The sequence below is a fragment of the Campylobacter troglodytis genome (assembly GCF_006864425.1).
Classification (GTDB): Bacteria; Campylobacterota; Campylobacteria; order Campylobacterales; family Campylobacteraceae; genus Campylobacter_D; species Campylobacter_D troglodytis.
Genome location: NZ_QHLI01000014.1, coordinates 1 through 21,857 on the forward strand (window position 1 = coordinate 1; position 21,857 = coordinate 21,857).

16 protein-coding genes and 1 pseudogene are annotated in these 21,857 nt (G+C 36.1%); 13 read left to right on the forward strand and 4 right to left on the reverse strand.

What is annotated here, in order from left to right:
- The first annotated feature begins 286 nt into the window (after window positions 1-286).
- From pyrE to flgE, 7 genes are all read left to right on the forward strand, one after another.
- Window positions 287-895, forward strand: a complete 609-nt coding sequence (gene pyrE, locus DMC01_RS04330; RefSeq protein ID WP_142693069.1) for an orotate phosphoribosyltransferase — start codon at window positions 287-289, stop codon at window positions 893-895.
- Window positions 896-1,452: 557 nt separating this feature from the next.
- Window positions 1,453-1,887, forward strand: a complete 435-nt coding sequence (locus tag DMC01_RS04335; RefSeq protein ID WP_142693070.1) for an RDD family protein — start codon at window positions 1,453-1,455, stop codon at window positions 1,885-1,887.
- A gap of 1 nt (window position 1,888) precedes the next feature.
- The gene (locus DMC01_RS04340; protein WP_142693071.1) at window positions 1,889-2,911 is read left to right on the forward strand and encodes a ribonucleotide-diphosphate reductase subunit beta; all 1,023 of its coding nucleotides are present in this window, start codon (window positions 1,889-1,891) and stop codon (window positions 2,909-2,911) included.
- On the forward strand, window positions 2,901-3,389 hold the full coding sequence (locus DMC01_RS04345; RefSeq protein ID WP_142693072.1) for a hypothetical protein: 489 nt from the start codon (window positions 2,901-2,903) through the stop codon (window positions 3,387-3,389). The genes DMC01_RS04340 and DMC01_RS04345 overlap by 11 nt, the downstream gene beginning before the upstream one ends.
- Entirely contained in the window at window positions 3,386-4,759 is a 1,374-nt protein-coding gene (locus tag DMC01_RS04350; protein WP_142693073.1) for a nicotinate phosphoribosyltransferase, read from the forward strand. The genes DMC01_RS04345 and DMC01_RS04350 overlap by 4 nt, the downstream gene beginning before the upstream one ends.
- Complete coding sequence (locus DMC01_RS04355) at window positions 4,756-5,391, forward strand: protein-L-isoaspartate(D-aspartate) O-methyltransferase (RefSeq protein WP_282432249.1); 636 nt, start codon at window positions 4,756-4,758, stop codon at window positions 5,389-5,391. The genes DMC01_RS04350 and DMC01_RS04355 overlap by 4 nt, the downstream gene beginning before the upstream one ends.
- 608 nt (window positions 5,392-5,999) lie before the next feature.
- Complete coding sequence (flgE, locus tag DMC01_RS04360) at window positions 6,000-8,657, forward strand: flagellar hook protein FlgE (RefSeq protein ID WP_142693074.1); 2,658 nt, start codon at window positions 6,000-6,002, stop codon at window positions 8,655-8,657.
- 755 nt (window positions 8,658-9,412) lie between these two features.
- On the opposite strand, the gene DMC01_RS04365 is transcribed toward flgE, so the two are convergent.
- The gene (locus DMC01_RS04365; RefSeq protein ID WP_142693075.1) at window positions 9,413-10,678 is read right to left on the reverse strand and encodes an MFS transporter; all 1,266 of its coding nucleotides are present in this window, start codon (window positions 10,676-10,678) and stop codon (window positions 9,413-9,415) included.
- A 484-nt stretch (window positions 10,679-11,162) separates the two neighbouring features.
- Between DMC01_RS04365 and DMC01_RS14875 the strand changes: the two are divergent.
- The 5 genes and pseudogenes from DMC01_RS14875 to DMC01_RS04390 all read left to right on the forward strand — a co-directional run bounded on the left by DMC01_RS14875 (window position 11,163) and on the right by DMC01_RS04390 (window position 15,496).
- A pseudogene (locus tag DMC01_RS14875) lies at window positions 11,163-11,876 on the forward strand (IS1595 family transposase).
- A gap of 51 nt (window positions 11,877-11,927) precedes the next feature.
- On the forward strand, window positions 11,928-12,839 hold the full coding sequence (locus DMC01_RS04375) for a radical SAM/SPASM domain-containing protein (RefSeq protein ID WP_142693076.1): 912 nt from the start codon (window positions 11,928-11,930) through the stop codon (window positions 12,837-12,839).
- 294 nt (window positions 12,840-13,133) lie between these two features.
- Complete coding sequence (locus tag DMC01_RS04380) at window positions 13,134-14,360, forward strand: HD domain-containing protein (RefSeq protein ID WP_142693077.1); 1,227 nt, start codon at window positions 13,134-13,136, stop codon at window positions 14,358-14,360.
- Entirely contained in the window at window positions 14,357-15,013 is a 657-nt protein-coding gene (gene ybeY / locus DMC01_RS04385; protein ID WP_142693078.1) for an rRNA maturation RNase YbeY, read from the forward strand. Before DMC01_RS04380 ends, ybeY begins: the two co-directional genes overlap by 4 nt.
- A gap of 105 nt (window positions 15,014-15,118) precedes the next feature.
- Window positions 15,119-15,496 (forward strand): hypothetical protein, encoded by a 378-nt coding sequence (locus DMC01_RS04390; protein ID WP_142693079.1) that lies wholly within the window; start codon window positions 15,119-15,121, stop codon window positions 15,494-15,496.
- Between the two features lie 300 nt (window positions 15,497-15,796).
- On the opposite strand, the gene DMC01_RS04395 is transcribed toward DMC01_RS04390, so the two are convergent.
- The 3 genes from DMC01_RS04395 to mltG form a co-directional block, all read right to left on the reverse strand.
- Entirely contained in the window at window positions 15,797-17,158 is a 1,362-nt protein-coding gene (locus tag DMC01_RS04395; RefSeq protein ID WP_142693080.1) for an MATE family efflux transporter, read from the reverse strand.
- A 334-nt stretch (window positions 17,159-17,492) separates the two neighbouring features.
- Window positions 17,493-17,981 (reverse strand): phosphatidylglycerophosphatase A family protein, encoded by a 489-nt coding sequence (locus DMC01_RS04400; protein ID WP_142693081.1) that lies wholly within the window; start codon window positions 17,979-17,981, stop codon window positions 17,493-17,495.
- 428 nt (window positions 17,982-18,409) lie between these two features.
- Window positions 18,410-19,369, reverse strand: a complete 960-nt coding sequence (mltG, locus tag DMC01_RS04405; protein WP_246059015.1) for an endolytic transglycosylase MltG — start codon at window positions 19,367-19,369, stop codon at window positions 18,410-18,412.
- On the opposite strand from mltG, the gene DMC01_RS04410 reads away from it, so the two are divergent.
- A complete protein-coding gene (locus tag DMC01_RS04410; protein ID WP_142693083.1) occupies window positions 19,326-21,839 on the forward strand; it encodes a YhdP family protein in 2,514 nt (837 codons plus the stop codon). The genes mltG and DMC01_RS04410 overlap by 44 nt on opposite strands.
- The last annotated feature ends 18 nt before the right edge of the window (window positions 21,840-21,857 follow it).

Genomic DNA, 21,857 nt, shown 5'->3' on the forward strand with positions numbered 1-21,857 from the left:
CTAAATTTAGGGGCATAAAAAAAGAAAATTTTGTGTTTCATTTAAAAAAAACAAAATTAAGACGAAAAATTTAGGACAAAATTCTCATCAAAATTTGCTGAAATTGATAAGAGAAAATCCTATTAGAGTATCTTGAGCCAAAATTTATCTTTTATGAGTTTTTTTAAACTCTGTAAATAAAAGACATAAATGCTGTTAAATTTAAACAAAGGCTTTGAATTTTTATAAAATTCATAAGCTCCTTTGAATTTTATAAAAAGTTAGCAAATTTTTTCAAGGAACTAGCGTGAATTTAGAAACCATTTATAAAGAAAATAAGGCACTGTTGCAGGGGCATTTTTTATTAAGCTCAGGCAAGCATTCAAATTTTTATCTTCAAAGCGCTAGGGTGCTTGAAAGTCCTCTTGTAGCACAAAGACTTTGCAAGGAATTAGCACTCATCATTGAAAGAACAGCCCTTGATTTTGATGCCATTTGCTCGCCTGCTCTTGGTGGCATACTTGCAGGCTATGAGCTTGCCCGTGCTTGCGAGAAAAGATTTATCTTTACAGAAAGAGTGAATTCGCTTATGAGTCTTCGCAGAGGCTTTGAGGTGAAAAAGGGCGAGAAATTCATCATTTGCGAGGATATAATCACCACAGGAGGCTCAGCGCTTGAAAGTGCTCTTGTCTTAGAGCAGCTTGGAGGCGTTATAGTTGGCTTTGCAGCCTTGGCAAACCGTGGCTTTTGTGGGGTTAGTAATTTAAAAACAAGCCCAAAGCCAAATGCTAAGTTGCCAAGCGATCTGCCACTTTTTGCCCTTGGAAATTTCGACTTTGAAATTTATGAGCCTAGCAACTGTCCTTTGTGTAAGCAAGGATCAGTTGCCATAAAGCCAGGAAGTAGAGGAAATTAGCCTAGCATTTACAAGCCTTGAAATTTATTAGATAAGGCGATATTATTTCTTGTGTGTAAAGACATAAGCTTGTCATCTTGCTATAAAAGCTTATTTTGCAGTAGAAACTCTGTTTTATCAAAGAAGCTTTTTGTCAAAATAGCTAAGCTTTGCAGAAAAAACTTCGTTTTCTAACGCAACTAGGCTTTGTCCGAGAAAATTCATTTGATAAAAACACTTCATTTTATAAAGAAGCTAGGCTTTATCTAAGAAATTTCGTTTGACAAAGAAACTTCGTTTCATAAAGGAGTTAAGCTTTGTAGGAAAAACTTTGTTTTGAGATACTTAGTGCAAAAAAATTCAACGCTTTAAGGTTCTAAAAATAAGCAAGAGTAAGAAAAAATTATCATCAAAAAATTCTTTGTCTTAGTCAGCGAGTTAAGTTTTTTTGTCAAATTAAACAAGCTTAGTGGCAAATTTAAGCCAATAAACCGTCCTAAAATAAACAAATTTTGTATGATTTATCCTTATTTTAGCAAGAAATAAGAAAAATTAAAGTAAAATTTAATGGAAATTACATGGAAGACAAAACTGAAAATAAACCAAAACAAAGGGCAAGATTAGCCTCTCGTTTTGAAAGAGCAAAGGCTTTTTTGATTGATCTTTTCTTGATTTATGTGCCTATTTTATACCTTTGGTATTTTATACTTGGTTCAAAAGAAGCCTTTTTGGCTAATCAGATTGCGATCTTTATTTGCTGTGCTTTTTTTGGTCTAACTCAAGGGCTTTTTTTAAGCATAAAGGCTCAAAGTCCGGGTCTTAGAGCTTACGAGCTTTATTTAATTGAAAGAAAGACAGGCAAAAAGGCAAATTTTTTTAGGATAATGCTAAGATATATAGTATTTTTGTTAGGCTCGTCCTTGCTTTTTGGGCTTTTGATGAGCTTTTTGAGAAAAGACGGTTTGACCTTGCACGATCTACTTAGTCAAACCTGCATAGTTAGAAAGGTTTAGTATGCAAAAAAAAAGAATTTATAATCCAAACTCAGAAGAAACTTTAAGCCAAAGACAGGTCTTCAATGGAAATCCCCACGGCATCTTAAATTTCACCAAGGCTAAGTATGTCTGGGCCTTAAAGCTTTGGGACATAATGGAAGCAAACACTTGGTTTCCAAAGGAGGTTGATACCACCAGAGATGCCCTAGATTACCGCACGAATTTAACCAAGGCTGAAAAAAGAATGTACGATTTGGTTTGGTCTCAGCTTATCTCAATGGATAGCTTTCAAACAAATAACCTAGCAGACAACATAAACCCCTACATAACAGCACCTGAGATTAACGCTGTCTTAACCCGTCAAGCCTACGAGGAGGCAAATCATTCAAAGTCCTATGCTGTGATGGTTGAGGCCATTTGTGAAAATACCGATCTTATCTATGAGATGGAAAAACACGATTCTACCTTGCGTGAAAAAAATGACTTCATTTCAAGCATTTATGAGGATTTGGCTGGGGATGTGGATGATAACAAGCTCTTACTTGCTATGGTGGCAAATCAGATCTTAGAAGGCATTTATTTTTACAGCGGCTTTACTGCTATTTATGCCCTTGCAAGGGCTGGCAAGATGCTAGGTTCTGCTCAAATGATAAGATTTATCCAAAGAGATGAGATAACTCATCTACTTTTGTTTCAAAATATGATAAACTCCACACGCAAGGAAAGGCCTGATCTTTTCAACGAAGAAAACATAGATAAAATTTATGATATGTTTAAAAAGGCTGGTGAGCTTGAGATTAAATGGGGCAAGTATATCACTCAAAATCAGATCATGGGTTTTACAGATGAGATTATAGAAGAATACATCCACTATCTCATAGATCAAAGGCTAGTTGCCATTAATCTTTCTAGAATTTACAATGCAAAGCATCCCATAAAATGGGTCGATGATTTTGCTAAATTCAACGATCAAAAGAGTAATTTCTTTGAGGGCAAGGTTACAAACTACTCAAAAGGGAGCATTAGCTTTGATGATTTTTAAAGATTTTTTAAGTTTTTTTCTTAAAAGAAAAATACTGTCTTTTGTGAATTTTTCTTTGCTTAGAATTTCAAGCAAGTCCTTGCAAAGACGCTTATATAAAATGAGCTTTTTGTTTCTCTTATCTTGCATTCTTGCAAGTTTAAAAAAGAATCTACAAGCCACACTAATTCAAAACAAGGCTTTCTTTTTAAGGGCTGAATTTTTTCTTAAATTCACGGCAAACTTTCTAGCCTTAAAGGCAAGAATTATGCCTCTTTTACCTTGTAAGCTAAGAAATTCAAAAACCCTTGCCAGTAAAACTTTTTTCAAAAAGCATTATTTTTTTAAAGCTATTAAAAATTCAAGCTTTGCAGATCTTAAGCCAAAAAATTCACAAGATCTAAGCATTAAATTTAAAAATTCAAAGTTTCCAAGAATTAAATTTCAAAATTCACAAAAACTAAGCTTAAATTCATCCAAATTGGGAGTAAATAAATGAAACAAAATCTAAGCCTACTTTGCGATCTTTACGAGTTTACTATGAGTTATGGCTACTTAAAAAATGGCTGGAAGGATAAGATTTGCTATTTTGAGGTCTTTTTTCGCGAGGTACCTGATAAGGGAGGCTTTGTGATAGCGGCTGGCTTGGAGCAAATCATTGACTTTGTTGAGAATTTGCATTTTGATGAGAGCGATCTTGAATTTTTGCGCTCAAAAAAGCTTTTTGATGAGGAGTTTTTGAGCTATTTGAAAAATTTTCATTTTGATGGGGATATTTTTGCTGTCAAAGAAGGAGAGATAGTCTTTGCAAATGAGCCTATGTTGGTGGTTAGAGCAAGTGCTCCTCAAGCTCAATTACTTGAAACCTTTATCCTACTTACCCTAAATCATCAAAGCCTCATAGCCACAAAGGCTTCTCGCATAGTTAGGGCTGCAAATTCTAGATCCGTGCTTGAATTTGGCTCAAGAAGAGCCCAGGGCATAGACGCAGCACTTAACGGAGCAAGGGCAGCCTTCATAGGCTCATCTTCTAGCTCAGCTTGCGCCTTGGTTGAAAAGCTTTTTGGCATAAATTCAGTAGGCACCATGGCTCATTCTTGGGTTCAGATCTTTGATGACGAGCTAGAAGCCTTTGTTAGATACTGTGAGCTTTATCCGCACAATACTATCTTGCTTGTAGATACCTATGATGCTAAAAGAGGCATTAAAAATGCCATAAAGGCTTTCAAGCAGGTGCTTGTTCCAAGGGGGATTTATGACTTTGGCATTAGAATTGATTCAGGCGATCTAGCCAAGCTTTCTAAATTTGCTAGAAAGGAACTTGACAAAGAGGGGCTTTTTAACTGCAAGATCATAGCCAGTGGGGGACTTGATGAGTTTGAAATTTCAAGGCTTTTGAAAAGTGGGGCAAAGATTGACATCTTTGGAGTGGGAGAAAGGCTTATTACGGCTAAAAGCTCACCTGTTTTAGGCTGTGTTTATAAGCTTGTGGCTGTAGAAGATGGCAAACTTTTAATCCCTAAGATCAAAATAAGCGACACCATCAATAAGATCTCAAATCCTCACTACAAAAGACTTTACCGCTTTTTTGATGGCAAAAAGGCTGTGTATGACAAGCTTTGCTTGTTTGATGAGGTAGTAAGTGATGATAAATTCACAGTTAAAGAGCTCTTAGTTCCCATCTTTGAAAAAGGAAGGCTGGTTTATAAGCTGCCAAGCTTGCAAGAGAGTAAAGATTACGCCCAGGCCCAACTTGATCTCTTTGATGAGAAGCTTAAAAGCATAAAAAGACCAAGTTCTTACAAGCTTTATTTATCCCCAAAACTTCAAAAACTCAAAAGAACCCTTCTTAAAAAGGCTAAACAGTGAATTTTTTAGATCAAATAGAACAAAGAAAGTGTAAAAATATGGCAGAGGAGATCTCAGCCAAATTCCCCATCAATGAGAGCTTATTTAAGGCATTTTGCTCTATTCCCAGAGAGCTTTTTTCTCCTTTAAAAGCACATGCTTATGATCTTAATGCCTTGCCTATGGCTTATCAGTGGCTTAGCTCTCCTTTAACTGTGGCTAAGATGACTATGGCACTTGACTTTGAATTGGCTGATAATGTCTTAGAAATAGGCTGTGGCAGTGGGTATCAAGCTGCCATTTTAAGCAAGGTAATTAGGCGGGTTTTTACCATAGAACGCATAGAAAAACTAGCAAATAGTGCCAAAAAAGCCTTTAAAGACTTAGAATTAAACAATATCTTCGTCCTTCACGCAGACGGACAGCTTGGCTGGGCTAGATATGCTCCCTATGATAGGATCTTATTTTCAGCCTATGCTAAGACCGTTCCTGAGGGCTTATTTGATCAGCTAAGTGAAAATGGCATCCTAGTAGCTCCTATGCTAGAAAATAACAAACAGTATATAACCAAATTTATGAAAACCCCAAAAGGCATTCGCAAAGAAGTGCTTGATGAGTGCGTCTTTGTGCCCATACTTGATGGAAAGGAGTAGCTTTAATTCACTGTGAATTTATTAAGAATTTACGGTGTAAGTGATTTTAAATTTGCATGAATTTATTAAATTCACAAGGCAAGTTTCACAAAAATTCTCACTTCAACTTGCATTTTAAAAACTCAACAAACCTAAATTTAAAAGCCTAAAAATCACAAAGCGTTTTAAAAAAACTTAAATTCAAAAATGTAAATTCACACAAACATTTTGTGTTTTCAAAAAAATTTACATTTAAAAATTTAAATTCACACAATAACTTTTCAAACAACCCTAAATTCAAAAGCCTAAAATTCACAAGGCAAGTTTCACAAAAATTCTCACTTCAACTTGCATTTTAAAAACTCAACAAACCTAAATTCAAAAGCTTAAAATTCACAAAGCGTTTTAAAAAAAGCTTAAATTCAAAACTTTAAATTCACACAAACATTTTGTGTTTTCAAAAAATTCACATTCAAAAACTTAAATTCAAAAATGTAAATTCACACAAGCATTTTGTGTTTTCAAACAAATTTACATTTAAAAGCTTAACTTCACAAGGCAAATTCAAACTTAACTTTGGAACAATTCTTGCTTATATCCATCAAACAATATTTTATAAAGGATTTAACATGATGAGATCTCTTTGGTCTGGCGTGTCCGGACTCAGAATGCACCAAATCGGTATGGATGTCGAGGGTAACAACATAGCCAATGTTAATACCTCAGGCTTTAAATACTCTCGCGTAAACTACGCCTCTATGTTTTCTCAAACTATGGCTATTGCCACCCAGCCTACCACCACAGGACTTGGCGGACAAAACCCTATGCAAATAGGACTGGGCGTGAATGCTAACTCCACAATGCGAGTTCACTCTCAAGGCAATGTCTCAAGGACAGACAGAAATTACGACATAGCCATTAGTGGAAATGGCTTTTTTCTAGTAAGCCCTGATGGAGGAAACACCCAGTATCTCACAAGAGACGGAGCCTTTAATCTTGACGCAGCTGGAAATTTCGTCAATAACTCAGGCTATGTGGTGCAAGGCTGGTTAAGAGATGCGGTTACTGGCATCATTGATACAGCCTTACCTGCTGGGAATTTAAGCTGGGATCCTGCTATGAGCTTACCAGCAAATCCAAGCTCAGAGATCTCACTCACAGCCACCCTAAATAGCGGAAGAAGAATCTCCCAAGAAACAAGTCGCTTTATCTACACCCTTGACTCAGTGCACGGTTACAGAGTAGATACAGGTCAGCCAAACGATGAAAACGACCAAGGAAACACCGAGTTTTACACCAACTCAAACAATGCCCTTGATGTAACAGAAAAGGGTATTGACTTTGCTGCTGTTTATAATACCAGTAGCTATGAGAGCTTAAACTTAAGAGAAAATCAAGGCTTTTGGGTAAGCTTCAAAGACACTGAATTTGTAACCAACACAGGAGGACACGCCGTTTATGATCCTAACAACATAATCGAACAAGGTGCAGCAGGAGCTGGAAACGGGGTTGTCTTTTGGGGGGATGCCAATCAAACAGTTAGACTTGACATCACCCTAAACGGAGTAGCCATACAAAATGATAACATAAGAAGCCTTGATGCAGCCATCACCTACATCAATGAATTCACCACAGCTAACGGCACAAGGGCTGGCACAGGGGTTAGGGCTCAAAGAAAGATAGATGGATCGGGAATTGAGTTTGTAAATACAAACGCAAACGGAGAGGTTGATAATATGAAAAATATCAACTTGTTAGTGCAACCTGCAAACACAGCAGGTGAAAGCTGGCAAATTTCAGCTGTGCCACAGCAAGGTAATAGAACCTACACCCAATCAAGAGTAGCAGCACCTGATACCTGGCTAATAGCAGATCCACCGGCCGGCCAAGGAAATCAAGGTGCTAATCAGATCCAAGTAATCACAGCTCACAAATACACCTACACCTCAAGCACGGTAGATATAAGACCCATTATAAATCCAGACGGAGGTCCTCTTTTTAATGGAAACTTTGACGCAGGCTCAAATACCTTCACAGATCCAGCCTCACAGTACTATGTAGAGGTGCTAAATGGGGATCTGCTTACTACCACAGGAACCCTAGCAAGAAGATTTCACTCCACTGAGGATCTAAGAGAGCTTATACAAAGGGATGCTAGGTATGGGGTTGATTACAATGGAGACGGACGCTTTCGTATAGGAGATGATCTAAATGAAAAGGCTACCTTAACAGTAGATAGCACAGGACGGTATGTATGGACTAATGTAAATGAGCAAAGCAATCTTAACACAGTTCGAGATGCCATCATAAACGCAAACCCAGGTGGAGGTGCAGGACAAATCTTTACAGGCATTTATAATCCTGGTAATCAAGCTACCAATCTTGATGGCATACAAGCAAGGGATATGGCTTATCAGATCACTACCTACAAAGATGATGCAGGACTTGTAAACTCTAACAATGCCCTAGCCCAACTCTTTCGTGCCTGGCAAGGCACCCTAGCCGCTGGAACTCAGACAAAAAGCTCATCTAGGATAGCTTTAAGTTCTTTTTCAACCTCCTTGCAAATGTATGACTCCCTTGGCACAAAGCATCTTTTAAGGGTGCAATGGACCAAGCATAATACCACAGTGGATGGGGGTAATGAATGGCAAATGATACTTCGCCTTGATGAGCCCGCAACCTTCAATGTAACAGGATCTGGCAGAAACAACATAGTCGTAGGCTCTGTTCGCTTTGGCAATGATGGCTCTTTGATCTCATATGATCCAACAACCTTTACTTTCAGTGGTAACAACGGCTCAGCACCAAATCAAGTAGTAAGCTTGAATTTAGGAGCAGGTGGAGCCTTTAACGGACTTGTAAGTAATGATCAAACCTCAGCCCTTGCCAAACAAGATACAGACGGCTATCCTCCGGGGGTTTTAAGACAGGGTATGGAAAACACAAGAGTTGATCAAGAAGGAAATATCATAGGCTCATTTACTAATGGTATAAATCTCTTTCTAGGCAAGATCGCTATGGGTAATGTAACAAACGACTCAGGACTTGAAGATGTGGGAAGCAATCTTTACAGACTTAGCTCAAACTCAGGCTCGCTAACCATAGGCACAGCAGGAACAGGAGGGCGTGGAGCCTTTCAAACCTCAGCCCTTGAAGCCTCAAATGCGGATTTGAGTTTGTCTTTAACCAACCTCATCGTCATACAAAGAGGCTATCAAGCAAACTCAAAGACCATAACCACAAGCGATCAGATGCTTAATACCTTGCTTCAGTTGAAGCAATAGTTGAGGCTTTTGGGCTTGCAATACTTGAGCGTAGCGAAGTATCTCAATTTGTGCTTGTCGGACTGAGCTCGGTAATTTTCAGTTTGCCTTTTTGGTGGGCTGAATTTTGCCTTGTCGGACTTGGCTTGGTGGCTTTCAGCTTAGCTTTTTGGTGAGCTGAAAGGTTTTGTGGCTTTTTTGAAATGTTTTTTTGTGAGTAAATTTGTGTGGGACTGACACTTTTCTTGTCATACTGAGCGAATGCGAAGTATCTCAACTTATGTCTTGTCATACTGAGCGAATGCGAAGTATCTCAAATTTAAAATAGAGATACTTCGGTCGTTTTACTCCCTCAGTATGACAAAATAAATGTGAATTCTTGTCATACTGAGCTTTCGCAGAAAGCGAAGTATCTCAAAATAACACAATATTTGTCGGACTGAGCGAATGCGAAGTATCTCAACTTATGTCTTGTCATACTGAGCGAATGCGAAGTATCTCAAATTTAAAATAGAGATACTTCGGTCGTTTTACTCCCTCAGTATGACAAAATAAATGTGAATTCTTGTCATACTAAGCAAAGTCAAGAATGAACTAATTTAGAAACACCTTGAATTTAATGCCTTCTTCGCCCATAGGCTAAAAATGACAAATCAACATTTTTTGAAAAAAGCCAAATTTAAATCCTTGAATTTAAGGCTTTGAATTTAAACTAGCTTTGTGCTTATGAATTTAAGGTTTAGTTTGATTAAAATTTAAAAATTAGCCTTGTGGATTTAATCCAGCAAGGCCTTCTTAGGCAAGAGTAAAACCACAAAAAATACAAGCACCATCATCAAAGCCACATATATAAAAAAGCTATTTTCAAAGCCGTAATTTTTAAACTGCAAGGCTACATAAGGCGCAGAACCCCCAAAAACTGCATTTGCTATGGCATAAGAAAGCCCTGTGCCTAAGGCTCTAACATGCTCAGGAAAAAGCTTTGCTTTGAAAATTCCAGCCACAGAGGTATAAAAGCTTAAGATTACAAAGAGTGCTAGTATGCAAAAAAAGGCAAGTAGAGGTGTGTTGGCACTTGTTTTTAAAACAGTAAAGAGAGGATAAATTCCAACAAGGGCTAAGAGGGCGTAGATTAGCAAGGAATTTTTATGCCCTATCTTATCGCCAATGAAGCCAAATAAGGGCTGCATGATCATTAGTAGGAAAAGGGCTGCTAGCATTATGTTGTTTGATAGGGTCTTGTCAAAGCCAGCTGAGTTTATCATAAAGGTCTTTGTGTAGGTTGTGATGGTGTAAAAGGTAAGTGAGCCTCCTGCTGTAATGCCTATGATGATTAAAAAAGGTTTCCAAGATGTGCTAAAAAGGGCTTTGAAACTGCCCCTATCCTCGTGTTTGTCAAGCTCGGTAGCACTCTCACTCATAATAGAACGAATAAATAAGGACCCCAAAGCCAAAAGCCCACCCACAACAAAGAGTATCCTCCAAGCATAATCATTCATTTGCTGCTCGCTAAAAAACAAAAGCATTATGCTAATGCTAGCCACAGCCAAAAGCTGCCCTCCGATGAGGGTTACATACTGAAAAGAGGAATAAAAGCCCCTTCTTCCCTCAGTAGCAAGCTCGGAAAGATAAGTCGCTGCTATGCCATACTCTCCGCCAACGCTTAGTCCTTGAATGAGCCTTGCGATTAAAAGCAAGATAATGGCTAGATCCCCCACGCTTTCCTTGCTAGGAAGGGCTGCTATCATAAAAGAACCAACAGCCATTAAGATCACAGAAAAGACCATTGAGGATTTTCGCCCTATTTTATCAGCCAAAGAACCAAAGGCCCAGCTTCCAATAGGACGCATAAAAAATCCCGCAGCAAAGACCCCAAAGGCACTAATTTGCTGGATGGTTGGATTATCTGAGCTTGAAAAATTATGTGCAAAATACACAGCCGTAAAGGCATAAATGTAAAAATCAAACCATTCTACTAAATTTCCACTACTTGCTGCTATGATGGAGCGAATTTTTTGAGCCCTTGTGAGTTCTTTGTCCATTTTTATCCTTTAATAAGAAATCGACCACTTAAGTTGTCTTAAGCTAAATTTTACTATGAGGCTTAAAAAATTTACAAATAATAAGATATTTTTAGCCCTTGTTTTTTTGCCTTTGTTACAAATGGTAAATTTTAAATAGGCTTTGAAAAACTCTACTCCTTGTTTATTAAGATAACCCTACTCCTTGTCTATAAATATGTAAATTGCAAAAAATTCACCTTCACGCAAGGGGTGAATTCTTTAACAAAGCATTGCGACTTAGAAGAGTTTTTTTGTGGAAATAGCTAATTTTTTTCACAAGAAATGCCACAAAACAAGCAAGGCTTTTAAACGGTTACAAAAAAATACACAAAGCTTTTAAAAAAACATTAAAATTGAGGCAAAATTCAAGCAAATTTTTTTAAGCACTTTAAGACTAGAAGTTCTTAACTGTGTTAAAATTAGGCGATTGATACTTTTAGCTGAGATAATTACGGCTGAAAGCTTGGTAAAATCGATGTTAAACAAGTATATATTTTTGCCCTATATTTGAAAGCGGAAATTTAGACAAATTTTGGAGTGCTTTTGTGCTGATATTTGTGTAAGCAAAATCGCCGTTTTGTGTAAGGTTTCTCGCCCTTGTGTTAATAGGATAGTGCAGCAAGCTTTTAATTGCAAAAGAGTGCGAAAAAATATCTAAAATGAGTGGTGAAATCGAAGAGGGTGAGAGCTACTTCGGTGGTGTGCGTGGAAAGCGTGGGCGTGGGGCTGGTCGCAAAACGCCTGTGTTTGGTATGCTAAAACTCTAGGCTAGCGTCTATACGCTCAAACACTTGCTCTGCAAAAGAGCTATTACCGATTATAAAGGACTTTTCAGAGCTTGAAGAAAGTGAGATTTACAGCGATGGACTAAAATCCTACGGTGCCTTGGTGGATTTTTTACTTCGTGCTACGCACTCGTAACTCTGCGAGAAGGAGCAAAGGCACATTACAAGGTAAAACACTCTAAAAACGAGTTTGCAAACGGACGAAATCATATCAACGAAATTGTGAATTTCTGAGGACCTTACAAAGGCTAGATTAAGTCAGTTTCACGGCAAGGGAATTTTTCTACCTTCATTTGAAGGAGAGTGAATTTCGATATAATGTCAAGGTTAATAATGAAAATTTGTATAAAATTTTGTTAAAATGGCTTAGGAAAAATCCTAGGTCATTTTAGCTAAAAGTATCAATCGCCTAAAATTATCTTTAAAAAATTTTATGGATTCAGATGTGTTTTGAAAAGATTTATATAGAATTAAGCGATCTTTGTGGGCTTAAATGTAGCTTTTGTCCTAGCGTTAAGGGAGTTAGGGGGGCTATGAGCCTTGATGATTTTAAGATCATAGCCTCAAAGCTTGCTAAAAAGAGCAGAATTTACGCCTTTCATTTGTTAGGCGACCCACTCATTTTGCCAAATTTAGCGGAATTTATCGAAGTGGCAAAAGCACACAAAATGCCCTTAGAGCTTACCACAAGTGGCTTTTATATGAGCAAGGAAAATCAAGCCTTGTTGCTTAAAAGCAAGAATCTAAGACAGATTAATTTTTCTTTGATCTCATTTTTGGATCAAAAAAGGATCAAATTTTGGGATTATTTTGATCCTCTTTTATCCTTTTTGCATAGCTATGTAGAAAGCAAAAATCAAGGCTTTGTGAATTTAAGGCTTTGGAATTTAAAAGCCGATCTTATCTTTTCATCTCAAAACGAGCCTATTTATAGCCTTTTAGAAGATAGATTTAAGATTAAGATAAATAGATCTGCTGTTAAAAACCGTCTTGCAAACCGCCTCATCTTGCATCAAGCAAGGAGGTTTTCTTGGGCAAATTCAAGCAAGGATTTTTTAAAAGATGCTCACAACAAGCCTTTAAATTCAAAGCAAAGCAATATTTTTAAAAAAAGCTGCCACGGTTTAAAAAAACAAATAGGCATTTTAAGTAATGGCACGGTTGTGCCTTGCTGTATGGATACAAGAGGGGAAATAGCCCTTGGAAATCTCTTAAAACAAGAATTAAACGAGATCTTAAATACACCAAGGGCTCAGGCTATGAAAAGAGGCTTTGAAAGGGGTGAGTTTGTAGAAAGGCTGTGCAGGGGCTGTGAATTTGGACCAAGTAAAACGAGCTTGAAAGGTTTAAACTAGTTTGCTTTGCAAGGCTTTAGAATTTTATGCTAGAATTTAGCCTTTATGCTTAAAATAAGCTTTTTAAAAGATATTGATCTTTTTCGTGTTGGCTATAATAAAATTAGAATTTTATATGCTGCAAACTAGGCTTGCTCTTGGTTTTAATATATAATTTTTTTTAAGGTATAATTTTAAGCCACTTTTTTGTGGACTTTAAAACCACATAATATTTAAATGTAAAATAAATTTAAGCTTAACTTCACAGTTTAAATATAAAGCAAATTTAAGCTTAAATTCACAAAAAGGGGATAAATGATAACTGTTTCTCTCATAGAACATATGTTAAAAGCTGCTAGTATAAGCCGATGGAATGATTATCCAAGGATGGCAGAGCTTGTAGAACTTGACAAGCAAGCGCATAAATTTATCATAGCTTATTTCATAGCCAAGATGGAAAAAGATGTAAATATGAAAGCTCTCATTGAGGGTGCTATCTTTGAGTTTTTAAGTAGGGTTGTGATAACTGACATTCGCCCTGATGTGTATAGAGAAATTCTCAGACAAAAAAAGGACGAGGTGAATGCTTGGGTTTTAAGTAAGCTTGAATTTATGTGTAAAAACATAGAAGAGGGCGAATTTCTAACTCGTTTTGAAAGCTATTTAAAGGGTAAAGACCTTGCAAAAGAAAGGCTGATCTTAAAGGCAGCTTCTTATTTTGCGACAAGATGGGAATTTAATATAGTTTATCAAACTAGCACCTTCTTAGCTGATATTGAGGAGATTAAGGCCAAGGTTGATGAGGAATTAGAAGATTATTACGAGCTAATAGGTGCTAGAAAAATCGCACTTAATCAAAAACTTGCTAAGATCATAGATCTAAGCGGAAGGCTTCGCTTTCAAAAAAGATGGGCTCAAACCCCTCGCATACCAGAAACTGCGGTCTTAGGGCATATGCTTGTGGTGGCAATTTTAAGCTATTTTTACTCACTTAAAATAAAAGCTTGCGATAAAAGGCTTGAAAATAACTTCTTTTGCGCTCTTTTTCACGATCTGCCAGAAAGCCTTACAAGAGACATAATAAGCCCTGTGAAGTATGGAGTAGAAGGACTTCACAGCCTAATTAACGACTATGAGATGAAGCTTATAAATGATAGAATTTTGCCCCTTGTGCCAGGTGATTTTAGGGCTGAATTTGCCTATCTTTTAGGAATCCGCAAGGATCAAAATGGGGTTTTTGTGAAAAATGAGTTTGAAAATAGAACCTTTCGTAACAATCAAGCAGGGCTTTGCAGTGGGAGTTTAAGCGCTTTTAATACAAATGAAGATGCAGCCATAGACGGCAAGGCCTTAAAACACTGCGATAAATTAGCTGCATTTATGGAGGCTGGGCTTAGCATTAGTTATGGGGTTAAATCAAAGGAGCTTGAAAATGGATTTTGGGGTATGTTTGAGTTTTTTAAGGATAACAAAACCATTGACGGAGTTAATTTCTTTAGCCTTTGCGAGGACTTTGTGGCTGAGTTTAAGATACAAAAATGATACTTTGTGAGCAAGATTTAAAAGAATTTGAGCTTGCTTTGAATTTAGCAAGACAAATTGCCTCAAAGCTAACGGATAAAGACATAGAATTAACAGTGCTTGATGAGGAGGCGATGAGGGCTTTGAATTTAGAACAAAGAGGGATAAATAAGACAACTGATGTGCTTTCCTTTCCTCTTTTGGATCCCTTTGAGAGCTTAGAAGAAACTGTGAATTTACCCAGCAAGGCTTTAAGAGAGGATAAAAGTTTACATCAAAACTCACAAATTTTAGAACCCTTTGAGAATTTAGAAGAAACTGTGAATTTAGATCATAAGTCTTTAAGAGAGGATAAAAGTTTAAGCTCACAAAATCCTCTTAAAGATAAAACCTTGCAAGCAAAAGATAAACAAATAAAAAACAAGGCTATGCTAGACAGCTTACCGCAAATCCCACTTGGAAGCATAGTCATAAACAAGGATGCAGTAAGTAAGGAGGCAAAAAGGCTAGGACATAGCAAGGAGGCTGAATTTGCCTTGCTTTTCTTGCACGGTGTTTTACATTTGCTTGGCTTTGATCATGAAAAAGATCAGGGGCAAATGAGGCAGATGGAAAGGGAGTTAATAACTGAGTTTAAGCTACCTGAAAGCTTGATTATAAGAAATGAGCCTTAGTTTTTGCGTTTGCTGTTTTGTCGGCTTTTGTGTTTTAGCCTTGTAACTGTTTAAAAAACTTAGAAAAATGAAAGTGCTAAAAGCTACGGTGTCTAGCCTTGCTTTATGTTTGTTAGCAAGCTTTTGGCAAAAACACAAAAAATCCACTCAAAATACCTTCTCAGCTTTTGTCAAAATTCTTGCAAGTTTAACTTTGATTTAAAAACAAATAAAACCAAAGCCTCTTGGTTGGTCTTCTTAAATTCACAGTTAATTTGCACTTTGTGTGAAATTTTATCATCGGTTTTCGGTAATTTATATAGTCTTAAAATTCGCACTTTGTGTGAATTTAACTTAGTCGTTTCGTCTAAGCTGTATTTTATCTTGCCTTGTCAAATTTATATCATTAAAATTCACATTTTGTGTGAAGTTCCCTTATCCACTTTATCTAAGCTGTATTTTGTCTTGTCAAATTTATGGCATTTAAATTCAAGCCTTGCGTGAATTTAACTTGCAAACTTGCACTTCATTTAGCATACAGTTTGTAAAATTCAAACCCTCACTAGCCATTATAAATTCAACACAAAAGGCATAAATTTAACCTTTGCGTGAATTTTACTTGCAATCTTGCTTTTGATTAACCAAATTCAAGCTTAAAGCTAAAATTTAAAACCCAGCAAAGAAGGCATAAATTTAAATATTACGTGAATTTTACTTGCCATTTTACTCTCACTTACTATTTACAACCCACTTAGTTAAATTCGAGCTTGAAACTCTCTCTAATCTAGCAAAGAAGATATAAATTCAAAGCCATTTATCCTTCTTCAAAGCCCCCCTTTTAAGCTCGTAAAAAAGCACCAAAAAAGCCACAAGAAAGCTTAAAAACTGAGCTGCAGGTGAGCTTAGCCATATACCTTTGATCTCATAAAACTTAGGCAAGATAGCAAAGAAGATCAGCATAAAAACGAGGGTATAAGAAAGGGTTATTATGAAAGAGCTAAGTGGTCTTTGAATGCTTTGAAAAAAGCTAGCAAGGCTCATATTAAAGCCCATAATTATATAGCCTATGAAATAAATTCCCATAGCATTTATGGCATCTTGCATAAAAACAGTATCAAAGCCTCCAAACTCGTCCTTTTTCAAAAATAAAATAACCAAATACTCATTAAAGCTAACAGTTAAAACATAAAGTATCAAGCCTAAAACCAAGGCAAAAATAAGGGAAAATTTAAGCACAGTTAAAAGCCTCTCATAGCTTCTTGCTCCAAAATTAAAGCTAGCTATGGGCTGAATAGCCTGAGAAGCTGAAAGCAAGACGGTAAAAAAGATGATCCCTGAATACATAATAACACTATAAATAGCCACAGCCCTATCGCCTCCCAAAGACACCAAGAGGTGATTTGCAACTAGCATTACTATGCTAGCACTTAGCTCTGCTGAGGCCTGGGCTACTCCGTTTTGGGCGGATTTAAAAAGATCCTTGAATTTAAAGGCAAGGATGAAATAAATTTGTCCTCTTTTTCTTAAAAAATGACTTAGTAAGATAAAAAAGCCTATGCTATGTCCTAGTATGGTGGCAAGGCCTGAGCCAAAAAGCCCCCACTCAAAGATAAAGATAAAGATATAGTTTAAAATAACATTGCTACAAGCTCCTGCTATCATAGCTATCATAGCAAGTGTAGGTCTTTTGTCATTCATAGCAAAGATGTCAAGCAGGGGGTGTAAGACTATGATAAAAGAGCCTAAAAAGATGACCTCTAAGAATTCAGTACTAAGTGGGGCTATCTTTTCACTTGCTCCGAGCAAGATCACTATTTCCTCGCAATACACATAAAAAACAAACCCAAAAAGCACCCCACTTATAAGGGCAAAATAAAAAACAGTAGAAAATACCTCCCTAGCCCTTTCCTCCTCGCCTCGCCCCAAATGATAAGAGGCTATGCTAGCTGCACCTATGCTAAATAAAAGCTCATAGGCTATTAGCACAGGAAAAACAGGCCAGGCTATCCCAACAGCACTAAGTGCTTCTTCTCCTAGCTTTTGACCTAAGAAGATCCCATCTACTATATTGTAAGTAGAAAGGGCTAGCATAGCACACAGTGAGGGCAGAAAATAACGAAAATAAAGCTTATAAATGCTTTGATTTTTTAGATCTATTTTTTGCATAATTTATCCATAAATTTATATTTTTGCTTGTTTACTTTGCTTTAAGTTTGCCTTATCTTTATGAATACCTCTTTAAATTTAAGCTAATTAAATTTAGCCTTTAAGCCTTGAATTTAAAATTAGCTAAATTTTCTAGCCCCTTAAGCCTTGAATTTAAAATCTTGTTTATAAAAAGAGTTTTTATCTAGCTTGAAACAGGGCATATTTCTTTGCCTACAAAAAGCTTAAAAATTTAATTTTGTGAATTTTTAAAAGCTAATTTGCTTAGATCCAAAATACTTTTTGTCTAAAAGGGCATCTTAAATTCAAGTAAGCCCAAGCTTATCAAAAAGCCTTAAAGCAAAATATCCCAGCCTAAAAGCTCAAATTTAAGCCCAAAGCCATAAATAATAGCACTTAAAAGCCCAGCAAAAAGCCCTGCTAACATATCATCGCCCATAACCCCAAGCCCTCCTTTTATCTTCTTATCTACCTTGCCTATGATGGAAGGCTTTACTATATCAAAGAGACGAAAAAGCACAAAGGCAAGAAGAAGGCTAAAATAAGAAGCACTAGCCCAAGCACTCAAGGAAAGGGCTAAAAAAAGCCCAGCCACCTCATCTATGACTATTTGTTTATCATCGTGGGTGAGGCTTTCTTGCTCATATTTATCTATGATCTTAATGGAAACTAAGAAGATCAAAAAAGAAAGCAAGAACAAGCTTTCAATACTAAGATATTTTAGGATCAAATAAGCAGGTATCAAAGCAGCTAAAGAGCCACAGGTACCAGGGGCGATTTGAGAGCAACCTGAGTAAAAAAAGGTTAAAAAAAGTTTTTGCACTGCTTGTCCTTTGAATTTGGGCTTTGAATTTATTGCTTTTTGCTTAAGCTATTTTGAGCTAGCTTTTAAAATAATTAAGGCTTAAAATTAAGCTTGGCTTTTTTATTTTTTGGTGTGCCGATCTTTTAACGCAAATTCACCTTTTCTTTTGAAAAATAAGCCTTAAAGCCTAAATTTAAAAGATCTTTTTTAAATCTTCTTAGCTGAATTTTAGCTTCTTGGCTAAAAACAACAAAACTTACTTTAAAATTTAACGCCTTTAAAGGCCACATTACAACTTGAATTTAAGCTAACAAATCAGCTCTAAGTTAAAAATGCAAACTTAAAATTTGTGGGCTTAAAATTTAAGGCTCGTTTAAACGCTCTTTAATTTTGAAAAACTTAGATTATACTTTAACAGTTTTAACTTTGCATAAAAAATTAAAATTTTACTTGCCCCTTTGTGCCTCAACAGCCTTGTTATGATCATTTAAATTCGAACTAAATATATGCTTTCCAGTGCTTTTATCTCTCATAAAATAAAGATAATTAGTCTTTGCTGGAAAGATAGCTGCTCTAATGGCATTTAAGGATACATTGCAAACGGCTTCCCTTGGAAGTCCTTCAAATTTATAGGTATTATAAAAGCTCTCATCCGTTCTAATCCTCTCAGGCGTGATCCTTGTATGAGAAAAAAGCCCATAGTTTAGGGTGCCATCCATTTGAAGCTTCATTCCTATTTTAAGACGGTTATAAATAACAGAGGCTACAAGGGGCATTTCTTCATTACTAGCAGCCTCTTTTTGAATGATAGAAGCTGTGATGACATATTGATGCCATTTTTTTTCATTGAATTCACCAAAGATCTTTTGCGAGGCTTGCTGGGAGTAGTTTTTTGAGTAGCTTAAAAGTAGCTCCACCAAAAAGGCCTCGTTTATGCCCTTTGGTATCTTGTAAGTTTCTGGATAAAACATACCCTCTAAGTAGGGAGTTCTTTTTTTATATTCGCTTAAAAGCTTATCCTCGTTTAAATTCAACTGGGTGGCAAGCTGTCTAAAAAAAACAAGTGTGGTTTCGCCCGGTATAAGCGTGATGCTTTCAAGGGCAGCCTTTGCTGTGGTAAGTTTGCGTAAAAAATCTATCCTAGTAAGATTTTCCTCTCCTATTTGTATCCATCCTGCTTGTGCTTGTCCTAAGAAGCGAAGCACAAAGGCGTCTATGTTTGAAACCTGATACCCTTCTTTACCTAAACTAGCTATAATCTTACTTACAGAACCCTGAGGTATATAAACCACAGACTTACTCTTAAAGGGCAAACTCAAATAATACAAAATGCCTATGAAAAATAAAAGAAAGACAGTAAAGATGAAAAAAAAGATTTTGTGGTATCTAGCAAGCATTTTTATCATTTTTTTAATCCTCTTTACCGTCCTTAAGATAGGACTTAAATTCGATAGCATACAAACTCATTTTTTTGCAGTAGAGCAATTATATATAAAATTAGATAAAAAACTCACAATAAGGGCACAAAAAATTGAACTTTTTAATCAAGAAGAGGTGGAAAGCTTTGAGCTTAAAGAACTTGCAAATTTTATAGAAAATTTAAAATACATTTATCTTTTTTTCCAAGAAATTCACATTCAAAGCCTTCATGCTAATACCCACACAGTTACGATTAGTCTAAAAGATGAGGATTTAAGCATTGAAAATGAGCTACTAAGCACAAGCTTTCATCTAAGAAGGCAAGATAATAACATAAGTGCTGATATAAAAGAGCTTTTTTTAAAAGGCATAGAAGCTAAGATAAGCGGTAAAATCAACATAGACACCCAAAAAGAAACATACAATATAAACTTAAGCTCAAACTCAACTAAGCTTAAATTTGAGCTTGATCTAAGCTATGATGCCAAAAGCTTAAATTTCATTATAAAAGAAACACAAATAGCAAATTTAAGGCAGATCTTTGAATTTTTAGATAAACACTCAAGGCTTGGTAAAAATCTCATCAAATGGGTAGGCACAAGGGCTGTGGCTCAGTTTTATCATCTTGATTATGTAAGAGCTAGGCTTGATCTTGGCAAAAAGACTGTGATTAAAGAGCTTGTAGGAGAGGGCTTTGCTAGGAATTTAACTGTGCTTTTGGATGAGAATATTACAAGCATTGAATTTCCTTATGTAGAGCTTAAATTAAACAACGATAGGCTTGATTTTATTTTTGATGAGGCAAGCTTTGATGACAAAGAATTAGATCAAAGTGAGCTTTATATTTATGATCTGCTTAAAGCCAAGCAAACTGGCATTTTTATGAACATTAAATCAAACGAGCTTATACTAGATCAAAAAATGCAAGATATACTAAGGCTTTATAAGATTAACATTCCATTTACTCAGCTTTCTGGCAAGCTTAAAAGCGATTTTTATATGAAACTTCCCTTTTTTGATAAAACAAAGCTAGATTATAATGCTAGCTTTGAGCTTAATGATTCTAAGTTTATCACTGCAAATTTCTTTGTGCCAAGGGGAAAAATAAGGCTTGAAAGGGGAAAATTATTCTTTGATAATTTTGAGCTTAAAAATGATTTTTTAGAGGCTAGTTTTAAGGCTAGTTTGGATCTAAACAAAAAAAATGGGGTATTTGATACCCAGCTTTCAAGGCTTTATTTTAAGGATCTTTTGGATCTGCCAAGGCAAAGGCTTGAGCTTGATCTTTCTTATGACAAAGATGTCGTACTTAATGCAAGATCCTTGGATCTAAGCTTAAATTTCACAAAGGGACTTAGTTTTAGCCTTTTAAATGCTAAGAAATTCAAAGAACATTCTAAGCTTATGCAAGATTTTAAAATTCAAAACATAGAAAGGCTTTCTTTTAGCACTCAAGATTTTAATGACTACTTAGTGCTTTTAAACAAAACAAGATTTGAGGAAGATTTATTAAGAAGCGATCTTAGTGCCTATGAGGATGATTTTACTGTGAAAAAAAGAGGAGATTTGCTTGATCTAAGCTCTAAGAGTGGTTTAATAACTGTTAATATGAATAAAAACAAGATCAAAGCAAATCTCAAAAATCTTTATTATAAGCTTGATCCTTCTGCTGTGAATAAAAAGCAAGAGTATGAGCTAGATTTAAAAGCCAGTAATGCCGGCGTACTTTTAACTAAGCTAGATAAGAGCTTACACTTTGATAAGCTTGATATTAAGATAAAAGAAAGGGATATAAGCTTGCAAGCTGGCAAGAAACAAGCTACTTTTAAGCTACTAAGGAATAAAAATGAATTTCTTGTTGATATAAATGGGGCAGATGAGGGCATAGTTAATGACTTTTTTCGCAAAGATCTTGTTAAAAACGGACAGTTTAACTTGCATATAAAAGGAGCAAGTGAGGATGATTTTACAGGAAATATCAGCTTTAATGACACCTACATCAAGGATATGAAAATTCACAACCAGCTAATAAGCTTTATAGACACAGTTCCAAGCCTAATACTTTTTAAAAGCCCAACCTTCAACGAAGAAGGCTTAAAGGTAGAAAAAGCGGGCATAGTCTTTGAAAGAATGAAGGATAAAATTCACATAAGAGCCCTTGGGCTTAATGGAGACAGTGTCGATGTCATAGGCAGTGGAGCTGTGGATCTAAACAAAGACAGCATTGATATGAAACTAGAACTTCAAACCCTAAAATCAGCCTCTCAGATCATAGCCAATATCCCCATCATAAATCAAATCATACTTGGCAAGGATAAGATCATCTCAACCCAAATTCTAGTAAGTGGCAAAATAGCAGAGCCTAAATTCAGCTCACAGCTCATAAAAGAAAGCCTAAAATTACCCATAAACTTGCTAAAAAACATAATAGAACTTCCAGCTACTATGTTTAAGTAAGCTTATAAAATGCTTAAA

What these genes read in the sequence shown, in the direction of transcription:
- DMC01_RS04335 (WP_142693070.1), top strand. Translation starts at nt 1,453, where the DNA reads ATGGAAGACAAAACTGAAAATAAACCAAAACAAAGGGCAAGATTAGCC.
- DMC01_RS04340 (WP_142693071.1), top strand. Translation starts at nt 1,889, where the DNA reads ATGCAAAAAAAAAGAATTTATAATCCAAACTCAGAAGAAACTTTAAGC.
- DMC01_RS04345 (WP_142693072.1), top strand. Translation starts at nt 2,901, where the DNA reads ATGATTTTTAAAGATTTTTTAAGTTTTTTTCTTAAAAGAAAAATACTG.
- DMC01_RS04350 (WP_142693073.1), top strand. Translation starts at nt 3,386, where the DNA reads ATGAAACAAAATCTAAGCCTACTTTGCGATCTTTACGAGTTTACTATG.
- flgE (WP_142693074.1), top strand. Translation starts at nt 6,000, where the DNA reads ATGATGAGATCTCTTTGGTCTGGCGTGTCCGGACTCAGAATGCACCAA.
- DMC01_RS04365 (WP_142693075.1), bottom strand. Translation starts at nt 10,678, where the DNA reads ATGGACAAAGAACTCACAAGGGCTCAAAAAATTCGCTCCATCATAGCA.
- DMC01_RS04375 (WP_142693076.1), top strand. Translation starts at nt 11,928, where the DNA reads ATGTGTTTTGAAAAGATTTATATAGAATTAAGCGATCTTTGTGGGCTT.
- DMC01_RS04380 (WP_142693077.1), top strand. Translation starts at nt 13,134, where the DNA reads ATGATAACTGTTTCTCTCATAGAACATATGTTAAAAGCTGCTAGTATA.
- ybeY (WP_142693078.1), top strand. Translation starts at nt 14,357, where the DNA reads ATGATACTTTGTGAGCAAGATTTAAAAGAATTTGAGCTTGCTTTGAAT.
- DMC01_RS04390 (WP_142693079.1), top strand. Translation starts at nt 15,119, where the DNA reads ATGTTTGTTAGCAAGCTTTTGGCAAAAACACAAAAAATCCACTCAAAA.
- DMC01_RS04395 (WP_142693080.1), bottom strand. Translation starts at nt 17,158, where the DNA reads ATGCAAAAAATAGATCTAAAAAATCAAAGCATTTATAAGCTTTATTTT.
- DMC01_RS04410 (WP_142693083.1), top strand. Translation starts at nt 19,326, where the DNA reads ATGAAAAAAAAGATTTTGTGGTATCTAGCAAGCATTTTTATCATTTTT.
- mltG (WP_246059015.1), bottom strand. Translation starts at nt 19,369, where the DNA reads ATGATAAAAATGCTTGCTAGATACCACAAAATCTTTTTTTTCATCTTT.